The organism is Flavobacterium sp. CG_23.5 (genome assembly GCF_017875765.1).
In the GTDB taxonomy this organism is placed as follows: domain Bacteria; phylum Bacteroidota; class Bacteroidia; order Flavobacteriales; family Flavobacteriaceae; genus Flavobacterium.
In genome coordinates, this window is sequence record NZ_JAGGNA010000001.1 from 1,059,945 (window position 1) to 1,072,532 (window position 12,588).

8 protein-coding genes are annotated in these 12,588 nt (G+C 31.9%); 6 read left to right on the forward strand and 2 right to left on the reverse strand.

Features of this window, described 5'->3' with window-relative positions:
- The first annotated feature begins 21 nt into the window (after positions 1 to 21).
- Positions 22 to 3,753 carry a metallophosphoesterase gene (locus H4V97_RS04470; RefSeq protein WP_209549059.1) on the forward strand — a complete coding sequence of 1,244 codons (3,732 nt, stop codon included), beginning with the start codon at positions 22 to 24 and terminating at the stop codon, positions 3,751 to 3,753.
- Here H4V97_RS04470 and H4V97_RS04475 read toward each other — a convergent pair.
- Positions 3,736 to 4,611 (reverse strand): SdiA-regulated domain-containing protein, encoded by an 876-nt coding sequence (locus H4V97_RS04475; RefSeq protein WP_209549060.1) that lies wholly within the window; start codon positions 4,609 to 4,611, stop codon positions 3,736 to 3,738. The genes H4V97_RS04470 and H4V97_RS04475 overlap by 18 nt on opposite strands.
- A 79-nt stretch (positions 4,612 to 4,690) precedes the next feature.
- Complete coding sequence (locus tag H4V97_RS04480) at positions 4,691 to 5,755, reverse strand: hypothetical protein (protein WP_209549061.1); 1,065 nt, start codon at positions 5,753 to 5,755, stop codon at positions 4,691 to 4,693.
- Positions 5,756 to 6,153: 398 nt separating this feature from the next.
- Between H4V97_RS04480 and H4V97_RS04485 the strand changes: the two genes are divergently transcribed.
- The 5 genes from H4V97_RS04485 (at position 6,154) to H4V97_RS04505 (ending at position 12,585) form a co-directional block, all read left to right on the forward strand.
- Positions 6,154 to 7,983 carry a sensor histidine kinase gene (locus H4V97_RS04485; protein ID WP_209549062.1) on the forward strand — a complete coding sequence of 610 codons (1,830 nt, stop codon included), beginning with the start codon at positions 6,154 to 6,156 and terminating at the stop codon, positions 7,981 to 7,983.
- Complete coding sequence (locus H4V97_RS04490) at positions 7,973 to 8,362, forward strand: response regulator (RefSeq protein ID WP_196850576.1); 390 nt, start codon at positions 7,973 to 7,975, stop codon at positions 8,360 to 8,362. Before H4V97_RS04485 ends, H4V97_RS04490 begins: the two co-directional genes overlap by 11 nt.
- 75 nt (positions 8,363 to 8,437) lie before the next feature.
- Positions 8,438 to 9,334: an ABC transporter ATP-binding protein gene (locus H4V97_RS04495; protein WP_209549063.1), complete on the forward strand. Its 897-nt coding sequence runs from the start codon at positions 8,438 to 8,440 to the stop codon at positions 9,332 to 9,334.
- 80 nt (positions 9,335 to 9,414) lie between these two features.
- Positions 9,415 to 10,251, forward strand: a complete 837-nt coding sequence (locus H4V97_RS04500; RefSeq protein WP_209549064.1) for an ABC transporter permease — start codon at positions 9,415 to 9,417, stop codon at positions 10,249 to 10,251.
- A 15-nt stretch (positions 10,252 to 10,266) separates the two neighbouring features.
- Positions 10,267 to 12,585 carry a T9SS type B sorting domain-containing protein gene (locus H4V97_RS04505; RefSeq protein ID WP_209549065.1) on the forward strand — a complete coding sequence of 773 codons (2,319 nt, stop codon included), beginning with the start codon at positions 10,267 to 10,269 and terminating at the stop codon, positions 12,583 to 12,585.
- Positions 12,586 to 12,588 lie beyond the last annotated feature (3 nt).

A 12,588-nucleotide genomic window follows, 5' to 3' on the forward strand; every position in this document is an offset into this window, starting at 1 on the left:
CTATTTTTATACTACTAAATTATGAAATTGTTTTGGGAAAATCGTTTTATAAGTACAAATAAAACCTCATTAATTTTAATTTTTTTGGGAATTGTTTTTCATTCTTGCGCAACAAATCATGCACAATACGGGAAAAACATCGCAAAGAAAACATCTATTAACACAGCGGACACTTCTAAAATTTCTCATACTTTTTATTTGATTGGTGATGCCGGAAATACATATGAAAGTAAAACTCAAGAAACTCTTAGTTTGTTTCACGACAGAATAAAAAAATCAGATGAGAATTCTACCCTTTTGTTTCTTGGTGATAATATTTATCCAAAAGGACTACCAAATAATGATGATCCAAGTAAACGAATTGTAGCCGAAAAAAAGTTAACTAATCAATTAAAATTGTCCGACGGTTTTAACGGAAGAACCGTTTTTATTCCTGGCAATCATGATTGGGACAGTGGAATCCAAGGTTTAGAACGCCAAGCAAAATTTGTTACTGAATATCTCAAAGACAAAAAATCATTTTTACCTAGAAAAAGCTGTGCTATCGACGATGTAAAAATCAATAAAAATGTGACTTTAATTACCATCGACAGTCAATGGTTCATGGAAGATTGGGATAATTATCCAACAATGAATAATGATTGTGATATCAAAAATCGGGAAGATTTTTTTGCGGAATTAATGTCTCTTCTTAATAAAAACCACGACAAAACAGTGGTTGTAGCCCTACATCATCCGTTGATGAGTAATGGCGCAACTGGAGGACAATTTTCATTAGAAAAACAAATTTTCCCATTTGAAAACAAAATACCACTTCCAGTACTAGGTTCGCTCATCAACTTATTTCGGAAAACTTCCGGCTTAAGTCCAGCAGACATTCAGAACAAGCAATATACAATTTTCATAAAGAGGGTAAAAACACTCTTACAAAGTCAAAATAATGTTATTGTAGTTTCAGGACATGATCATAATTTGCAATACATTGAACGAGACAATATCAAACAAATCATTAGCGGGGCCGGTTCAAAATCAGAAGCTGCGAGAGCGGTATTTCCCGAGGACTTTTCATATGGTGGAAATGGTTACTCTGAATTATCAATTTATGAAAATGGAAATTCGAAAATTTCTTATTATTCAACTGAAAATAATAGAGAAAAACTGATTTATGAAAAAATTATATTGGAGGTAAAAGAAAAAGAAATACAAAATTTAGCGATTTCATTTCCTGAAACGACAACCACAAGTATTTATTCAAAAAAACAAACCAAAAAAAGCAGGTTTTATAAATTTATCTTTGGAAAGCATTACAGAAAATATTACGGCACATCTATAGAAGTAAAAAACGCGACGATTGACACGCTTTTTGGTGGTTTAAAGCCAAAACGTGCCGGCGGCGGACATCAAACAAAATCCTCACAAATCGAAGATAAAAATGGAAAAGTGTACGTTTTGCGTTCCTTAAAAAAAAGTACTTCAAATTTTATTCAATCGGTAGCATTCAAAAATCAGTTTTTAGCAACCGAATTTGAAAACACGTATGCCGAAGATTTTTTATATGATTTTTATACTACCGCGCATCCTTATACGCCTCTTGCAGTTGGGAATTTAGCGGAAAAAATTGGTATTTCACATCCAAATTCTTTGCTTTATTATATTCCAAAACATAAGGCATTGAAAAAATTCAACGCCTTTTTTGGTGATGAATTATACTTTATTGAAGAGCGATCAGATGACAGCCAAAAAGACTTAAAAAGTTTTGGCAAACCAAATGCAATACTAAGTACAGATGATTTACTAAAAAATCTGCACAAAGACGAAAAATATTCTGTTGATGAAAATTCTTATATCAAAGCCCGATTATTTGATATGCTTATTGGCGATTGGGACAGACATCAAGACCAGTGGCGCTGGGGGGAATACAAAATAGGTAACAAAACCACCTATAAGCCGATTCCACGAGACAGAGATCAGGCATTTCCGAAATATGACGGAGTATTGCTTGCAATATTAATGACAAATCCCGCCTTGCGTCATATGCAAACTTTCAAGGAAGAAATAAAAAATGTAAAATGGCTGAATAGAGAACCCTATCCATTAGATCTTGCCCTACTTAAAACTGCAACCGAAAAAGAATGGATTGCACAAGCCAAATATATTCAGGAAAACCTTACCGACGCTGATATAGATAATGCTTTTAAAAGTTTACCAAAAGAAGTACAAGATGAAACTATTGAAAGTATTAAGCAAAAATTAAAGATTAGAAGAAACCAACTGCAAAAATATGCTTTGGAATATTATTCTGTGCTGCAGAAAACAATTATAATTGTTGGAACTTCTAAAAAAGACAAATTTGTGATTAATCATACTGGAAATCAAAAACTTGAAATCCAAGTATATCGGGTGAAAAAGGAAGGTGATGAATTGTTGTATACCAGAGAATATTTAGCATCTAAAACCAAAAACATTTGGATTTATGGCTTAGATGATGACGATATTTTTGAAGTAAAAGGAAACGAAAAATCTAAAACTAAAATTCTATTGATTGGAGGACAAAATAATGATTCCTATGCTATAGAAAACGGAAAAAACATAAAAATCTATGACTTTAAATCGAAAAAGAATACTTTCGTTATAGATCGAAAAACTAAAATCAATTTAACCGATAGTTATGAAACTAATCTTTACGATTTTAAAAAAGCAAAGTACAATACATTCTCAAAACTACCTCATTTAAGTTATAATCCTGATGATGGTATAAAATTAGTTTTGAATTCCATTTACACAGTTAATAATTTCAATCAAAATCCTTACACACAAAAACATAGTTTTCAGACCAATTATTATTTTGCAACAAATGGGTATGAATTAAATTATAAAGGTAGTTTTCCGAAAATTATAGGCAAATGGGATTTGGATTTGCAAGCCCAAATTACCAGTCCAAATTTTACCATTAATTATTTTGGTACCGGTAATGAAACCGTTAATAATGATGATTTATTTGCCATGAATTACAATCGGGTCCGCTTAAGAATGCTCAAGTTTGCACCTTCTCTAAAAAAAATTGGCAGATATGGAAGTGAAATTAATTTCTTAACCACTATCGAGAAAATTACAGTAGAAGTCACTAATAATCGCTTCATAAACATTCCAGGAATTGTAGACAACACGGTTTTTCAAAGTCAACAATTTGCGGGAGCAACACTTAAATATAATTTTGAGAATTATGATAATCGTTCGCTACCCACCTTGGGAATAGGTTTTTCGATAGCTGGAAGTTGGAAAATGAATTTAAATGACATTAAAAGAAATTTTTCGACCCTAGAAAGTCAACTCAATTTAAATCACAGAATTGATTCTAATGGAAAAATAGTTTTGGCTACCAATTTAAAAGCTAAAATAATTTCAAACAACAATTACGAATTTTATCAAGGCGCAACTTTAGGTGGTGATTTCGATTTACGAGGTTTTAGAAACGAACGTTTTTTAGGCAATAAATCTTTTTATCAAAGCAGTGATTTGCGCTTGAATTTAGGAAAAATAAAAAGAAGTTTAATTCCGATGTCTTACGGGATTTTAGGCGGATTTGATTACGGCAGAGTATGGGCTATGGGAGAAGATTCTAACAAATGGCATAAATCAATTGGTGGCGGTTTTTGGCTCAATGGATTAAATGTAATTACTGCTAAAATCACTTATTTCAAAAGTGTAGAAGAACAAGCCAGAATTGCTTTTGGTCTAGGATTTGGATTTTAGTTTTTTAAGACTAACATTGTACATGTTCCCTCCTTCTGTTTTATTTCTTTCATCGGCAATGAACAACTTGTCATTATCACCGAAACAAACTGCTTCTTTCTGAGAAAAATGATTTAAAGCGAGTTCTGTTTTTGTCCCATTGAAAAAATTATCGCCTTCAAAATTTTCAAGTAGCCAAATTTTATCATGGTTCAGAATAACAATTTTAGACTCATCAGGACTTATGGACGCGCTAGTAATCGCGCAAAAATTATAATCCTCACAAGTTTTAAATTCGCCCATAAATATAGCTTGATGAAAGCCTGATGCATTGGGAATTTTATATAAAATAGCAGTTCCGTCAAATCCTTTACTTCTATTTTTGGTAAACAAATAAAAATTGTTTTTAAATTCGAAAAAACCTTCTACATCATAAAATAAATCTTTCTTCTTAGGTGGGAAATCCAACTGTTCAGGATAAGCAAATGAGATTTTGATGGCAGGAACTGCGCTATTGCTGCTTAATGCATTTTTATCAATTTTATAAATACACAAATCCTTTCTAGCATTGTCATTGTTGCCAAAATCACCAATATATAAATTTCCTTCCTTATCTTGTGTAATGTCCTCCCAGTCGATATTTTCTGTATTCTCGATAGTAATTGCTTTTGCTATTGTTCCATTAGAATTCAAACCATAAATTGTATTTGAATTACCGCTATCTTCTAATGTCCAAATTAAATTCGTTTGAGCCGAATACGTAATGCCTGAAACTTCTTTTAACTTATGGGGCAAAGAATAAAGTATTGTTAATGAATCGGAATTTTGCTGGCAAGCCAATAACAAAAACACAAGCAACAGTGATAAATAGTTTCTCATAATCAAAACATTTTTTTTATAATTTACAATTCTTATCCAAGTTTAAAGATTCAAAATTTGACTTCCAATAAAATAAAGTTTAAAATCCAGTATTAAATAAATCAGTTTTTTTAAAATTTCTGGTTATAAATTCGAAGGCAGCGCTCATGATATTTCCCATCGATTTTGCTTTTTTAAAATTCAAATCATTGGTATATCTGTATAATTCTAATTTCAATTGTTGCAAATGTCCATCTGTAGAAATGGTGTCATCGCCCATGATTTGGAGTAATCTTTTAATCCTATTTTCGGCAGAATGGATTCTTTTGGCCAATACGGAACGTTCTTCATCTTTATATTGTTCAATCGAACTATCCTGAAGTTTTTCCTTAACCAATTTTACCATTGGATAATTTTCTTTAAAAAACTGCGGACGATATACTTTAAAATTTCCTTCGAAACACTGTTGATCAAAATCGATAGCTCGAATCCTATAAACGACCTGATCAAAATCATGAATGGGAATAATTACATAATTATAAGAACGCATATCACCCAGCAATCGAATCATACAACGCTCATTAAACTTCACAAATTCTTTCGCTATTTGAGATTTTTCTGTTTCAGAACATTCTCCCAAAAGCGATTTTATAAACACATCACCTGCAATTCCCATGATGTGTTCTTCGATTAAAGTATCTTTATAAACCAAAAAATTGATTTTGTCCGGAGATAAAATATGTTCCAATTCTAATCCATATACGCGCGAAGCATCTGCTTTTTTGATATAAAAATGAGTGTAATTATCATTTAAAATATTTCTGACTTTTATTCGAAAAGGTTTCGAATTTCCAAAAGTGCAATAGTCAATTGAATCTACGTTCAAAAATTTAATAATCCCTAAGTTACCATCAGAATGTAAAAGCGAATAGATTTTCTTTAAAGTCAAATCAATTTCAGCTCTTTCAAATTCATTATAATATACGCGAATCCATAATGTATCCTGATTGTTTTTATCAAAAACATTTATGGAACCAGAAAAACGCATCAAATCATCATAGGAAATGGGAACTTTAGAGATACGATCAAACCGTTCCAAATAATCCAATAACGAATTATTAATAGGATAAGTTGGTTTTTTAAAAAGCATTACTGGCTCACTCATTTCAAATATAATTTAATGCAAAATTACAATAAATTAACCCGTGGGGCACGATTACAGTAAATTATGATAAACCCTTTATCTTCTTTCTCTTATCATATTAAAGATGCTGCTGTTTACATTTTTTTACGTCATTTTCTTAAAAACAAAAACCGAATCTACTTTTTCAAAAAACCGCTTGATTTTTAGCTACTTAATTATTAAATAAAGTAAATCTTTCAAATAAAATCTCAATTTAAAAAATAAATTATTACGTAATTAACTAGTTTGAAGACATTTAAAAAAAACGGGGCTATAGATTAATTAGGAACCTTATCTTTTTATGTTAAAAAAAATTAAAACGGTCGTATTTACTTTACTTTTGGTTGTCCCCAAGACATCTAAAATAATTTTAACCTACTATGATCGATAAGCTTGAACTCTATTTCAAGGCTGCACAATCAGCTAAAATTGGCATTTGGAAAATGAATCTTCAAACCGAAGATGTCTTTTGGGATGCCGTTACAAAACACATTCTTGAAGTTCCCGAGGATTTTAACCCCGTTAATGGCAGTGGAATTAATTTTTACACAGAAGGTGAAAATAGAGATAAGATGATGAGGCTTATTAACAGCGCTATTACTGACGGAATTTCATTTGAGGATAAATTCCAAATTACAACCGGTAAAAACAACATTAGATATATTGAATGCATTTGTCAGGTAGAGATTGTTGATGGAATTCCAACTCAATTATTAGGAACATTTCAAGACATAACAAAGGAGCAGAATCTTATAAATGAACTTCAATTGAGTGTTGAAAAATTTTCCTCTGTTTTTTCGAGCGCAAACGATGCTATTTTTATTATTGATGCTTCTAATGGAATTATTACAGATTATAACCCCAGAGCTGCTGAACTTACAGAATATAATAGCGACGAACTAATAGGTTTGCATAATTCGACATTATTTCCAATCGAATACCAAAAACAAGTTCGATATTTTCTTACTCAAAATCGAACAAACGATGAATTCACAGTAAATGAAGCATGCATAAAGACCAAATCCGGAGAATCAATTCCCGTGGAAATAGCATCTGGAAAAAGATTTCAAGTAAACCGTATAACTTATTTGGTTTGCTATTTTAGAGATATTAGCGAAAGAAAAAATGTGGAAGAAAAATTAAATTTGCTCTCGCTTGCTGCCTCCGAAACCACTGACACGATTGTAATAGCCAACCCACAAGGCGAGGCAATATGGGCGAATAATGCCTATTTAGAATTGACAGGTTTAAGTATAGAAGAAGTAATAGGCCAAAAGCCATGTTATTTATCCAGAGGTCCAGAAACTGATTTGCAATCAACATTGCTAATGAAAAAAGCAATACAGGATAAAAAGAGTATTAAAATTACAATATTGAATTATAACAAACAAAAAGAAAAATATTGGTTTGAATTAAATATTACCACAGCATTTGATAGTGATAATAATTTAATCAATTTTATTGGTGTAGGTCGGGATGTGACTTTAAGAATTGAAAAAGAGATTGAACTGAAGCAGCTATTAGAAGTAACAAGTCAGCAAAACGATAAGCTCTATAATTTTACTCATATAGTTTCCCATAACATTCGCTCGCATACTAGCAATTTAGCTATGATTGTTGATGTTATCGAGAATACTGACGACATTGCTGAAAAACTATCCTACTTTGATTTGTTTAAAGAAGGAACTGAAAAGCTTTCGGAAACAATTGAGTATTTAAATGAAATTATCACTATTCAGAAAAAAACGAATATTGCAAAAAAGAAAATTAATTTAAAAGACGAAATTGAAAAAACAAAAAGTGCACTAAGTCTGGTTATCAAAGAAAGTCAAATAGCAATAAGTCACACTATTCCGGAAGATTTATTTGTATATGTAATCCCTGCTTATTTAGATAGCATATTACTTAATCTTTTTACAAATGCCATAAAATATAAATCTCGAAAACGTAAGGCTTTTCTAGAAATTGGTTATGAAATAAATGAAACATACACCGTTCTAAACTTTAAAGACAACGGTTTAGGATTAAATTTAGTGAAAAATGGCCATAAAATTTTTGGCATGTACAAAACATTTCACGGTAACGAAGATGCAAAAGGAATTGGATTATATATGACCAAAAATCAACTTGAGGCAATGGATGGAAAAATTGAAGTAGAAAGTGAAGTAGATCACGGTTCTACATTTAAAATATATTTGAATGAAAAATAAGTTAACCTACATAATCGATGATGATAAGTTATCGTTAAAATTATTGACGATACTCATCGCTAAAAATGAGTTTTGTGATGATATTCGCTCTTTTTTTAATCCTCAAGCTGCGTTAGACGAATTAAAAAAGAATTGTAACGAAAACAAAAATCTACCTGATGCGATTTTACTCGATTTGAATATGCCTGTCATGGACGGATGGCAATTTCTGGATGAGTTTAATCATTTGACTCTAAAAAAAGAAATTCCAATTTTTATTATCACGTCCTCAATTGACCCTGCCGATATTGAAATGGCAAAAAATTATACTGTAGTAAAAAATTATATTAACAAACCCATTACGGCCGAAAAATTAACAGCACTTTGCAAATTGATTTAGTAAATAAACTAATTTTAGTTTACTAGTAACAAATTCTTATTTTGTTCGTCCTATAGAAAATATAAAACGAACGCTTTGGAAATCATACTCTCAATTAAAAATCTCAACAAACGTTATGGCAATTTACAGGCCTTGAAAAACGTTTCTTTCGAAATACATAAAGGCAATGTTTACGGCATTCTTGGACCAAATGGAAGCGGTAAATCGACTACTTTAGGAATTATTTTAAATGTAGTCAATAAAACCTCCGGTGAATACATCTGGTTTGGCGGTACAATGCAAACTCATGAAGCGCTTAAAAAAGTAGGAGCCATTATAGAAAGACCTAATTTCTATCCCTACATGACGGCAAAAGAAAACTTAGAATTGGTTTGTAAAATCAAAGACATTAACTATGCTAAAGTAAGCGAAAAGCTTGAATTAGTAGGTTTAGTGGACAGGCAGAACAGCAAATTCAGCACTTTTTCTCTTGGAATGAAACAACGACTAGCCATTGCATCAGCGCTGCTAAATGATCCAGAAATTTTAATTCTGGACGAACCCACAAATGGTTTAGATCCACAAGGTATTCATCAAATTCGTGATATAATCAAGCAAATCGCTGCTCTAGGGACTACCATTTTACTGGCTTCCCATTTATTGGACGAAGTCGAAAAAGTATGCACACACGCGTTAGTTTTAAGAAAAGGAGAAGTTTTGTACTCCGGATTGGTTGATGGAATGTCCACAAACGAAGGTTTTTTTGAGCTTCAAGCTGAAGATGTCGAAAATTTAATCGCTGTTTTAGAAACGCATCCCGCGGTAAAAAACAGTAGAAATGAAGAAGGGAAAGTACTGGTTTATTTAAAAGATAAACTGGAGGCAAAGGAATTGAATCAATTTCTTTTTGAAAAAAATGTTGTCCTAAGTCATCTTGTAAAACGCAAAAATAGTTTGGAAGAACAATTTTTGGAATTGACAGGAAAAAAATAACAGTGATACAACTCAATTTCAAAAGCAAGTACACAATTCAATTCTAAAATCTAAAATCACAATTCCTAAACCCTTCAAAAATGAAACGACTTCTCTCAATAGAATTACAAAAAATATGGAAAAATAAAGCCAGTCGTGTTTTGACTTCCACTTATTTTATTCTCTTAACTTTTATAGCATTAATCGCTTCGATAAAATTTGATCTGGGGATTTTTAAACTTCATCTCGCTGAAATGGGAATATTCAACTTTCCATTTATTTGGCATTTCAACACTTATATTGCCGCCATATTAAAGTTGTTCCTCGCTATTGTTATTGTTTCCATGATGGCTAATGAATATAGTTATGGCACTTTAAAACAGAATTTAATTGACGGGATGAGTAAAAAAGAATTTATTCTTTCTAAATTTTTGACAATCCTATTATTTGCTGTAGCATCAACAGTCTTTATTTTCATTTTATCGTTAATCTTAGGATTTAGCTTTTCTTCATACACAGAAATTGGAATTGTTTTCTCCGATTTAGAATATCTTTTAGCCTATTTTATAAAACTGGTTGGATTTTTCTCTTTCTGTTTATTTTTAGGAATATTGGTAAAACGTTCTGCATTCGCATTAGGATTTCTTTTAGTTTGGAATATTATTGAAGGGATTGCAAAAGGAATATTGACTTTTAAAATTTTTCCGGATAGTAAAATAGCCTCCTATATTATGCAATTTTTTCCGTTAGAATCCATGTCTAATTTAATTGTAGAACCATTCTCCAGATTATCAGTAATCAAATCTATTGGGACTCAAATAGGAATGGACAACAGCAAAGATTACAGCGTACATTTTATATCGATCTTAATTGTTTTATCTTGGACCTTGATTTTCAATTTCTTATCCTATAGATTATTGAAAAATAGAGATTTGTAGTATCTTTACTGAGCTATGGAATCTATAAAAAATAAATTATTTTATATTTTCATCTGTTGCTCTAGTTTTATAGCAACTGCACAATCTATATCAGTAAACGATTCTTTCACCGCACAACAACTTGTTGGAAATATTTTGGTAAATAGTTCTTGTGCTTCCACTTCTAATCCAATGGCAACTGGAGATAATTTTAATCCGGGAAAAAATAGTTATGCGTATTTTAATTCTGGCACAAGTAGTTTCCCTTTTACAGAAGGTGTTCTTTTAAGTACGTGGAGCAGTACAAATTCAGTTGGACCTTTTATACGAAATTTGGGAGGAGGAGATACTTCTTGGCTCGGTGATACAGATTTAGAAAAAGCGTTAGCTGTAACAAAAACTATAAATGCAACGGTTTTAGAATTTGATTTTACTCCTTTAACAAATTTTATTAGCTTTAACTATCTATTCGCTTCTAATGAATACCAAGATGACTTTCCTTGTCGTTATTCAGATGGTTTTGCATTTCTTATAAAAGAAAAAGGCAGTACAAGCAATTATAAAAATTTAGCAGTAATTCCAGGTACCACCACTCCTGTTTCGTCAACAAGCATCCATCCATTAATAGCACCATTTGGCGTATTTGGTGGATGTCCTGCAAAAAACGAAAACTATTTTGGAGGATTTAGCTCCACTAATAGTCCAACAAACTACAGTGCACAAACCGCAGTAATGAATGCTCAAACAAATGTAATTGCAGGAACAACTTATCATATAAAATTGGTAATTGCTGATGATAGTAATCAATATTATGACTCCGCCGTTTTTCTGCAGGCGGGTAGTTTTTCACCAAAAATAGACTTAGGCGCCAATCGCTCACTGACAACAAACAATGCAATTTGTTTTGGCGAAAGCTATATCATAGACACAAAATTACCGTCAACTTACACTTATAAATGGTTTAAAGATGGTAATGAATTAGCAGGCGAAACAAATCCAGCTCTTACTGTTACTAATACTGGAAATTACAAAGTTGAAGTCACTTTATCACCTACCACTTGCACAGCTACCGATGAAATAAAGGTTGAATTTGCGCCAAAAGTCGATTTGAAAGATACTGTACTTTCACAATGTGATGATAATGGGGATGGAATTACTGTTTTCGATTTAACTCGAGTTGATGCAGTAGTAAAAAACAATGATACAACTTTAAGTACTGTTACCTACTATGAATCTTTGATAGAAGCAAAAGGGCAGATGAATCCAATTACAAATCCAATAACTTATAAAAATAAAATACCTAACCAAATTGTTTTTGCCAGAGTTACAAATTCGTTTGGTTGTGTTAATTATGCCGAAGTTAAACTACTGATTGCAAACAACAGTATTTCACCGCAAAATCCAATTGTAGTTTGTGACGGAGATACAGTGCAAGATGGACTATATCAATTTGATTTTCAATCTGAAGTAACACCCCAGCTAATAAGTGGGTTGCCATCTGGATTAATTGTCCAATATTATTTAAATTCGAATGATGCGCTTTCCCAAAAAAATCCTTTGGGCACTAATTTCAATAATACTATCCCAAACCAACAAATCATCTATGCCCGAATCGTAAATGGTCCAGATTGTTACGCGATTACTCCCGTAACACTTAAAGTGAATCCATTTAATCCGCCAAATTTTCAAAACGAAACAGCTTCTTTGTGTTCTGGCGCTTCCATCAACTTAATAGTCAACGCTGGATTTTCGAGTTATTTATGGAATACCGGAGAGACTTCAAATACAATTAATGTTACTTTGCCTGGCGCTTATTCTGTAAAAGTTACCAATATAAATGGATGTAGCGGTACTAAAAATTATACGGTTACTGCTTCTGGAGTTGCAATTATCACAGGAGCAATTATAAATGATTTTGCAGGAAACGAAAACTCCGTTTTAATTGAATATACGGGAATAGGCAATTATGAATTTTCACTTGATGGATCATTTTTTCAAGATAATCCGTTATTTAATGGCGTGGCTCCCGGAGAATATCTGGTTTATGCCCGAGATAAAAATGGTTGTGGTTTGTCTATTCCTTTCAAAATATACGTGTTGGATTATCCCCGTTATTTCACTCCAAACGGTGATGGATACAATGATTTTTGGAAAATTCAAAACTTAGACCTTTTGCCAAATTCTACACTAACCATTTTTAATCGCTATGGTAAATTATTACAGCAGTTGCAATCAGCTGGCTCTGGATGGAATGGCACGTTCAATGGATATTCATTACCCGCTGATGATTATTGGTTTAACGTAACTTTTGCAGACAATAAAATAATAAAAGGTCATTTTTCATTAAAAAGATGATAG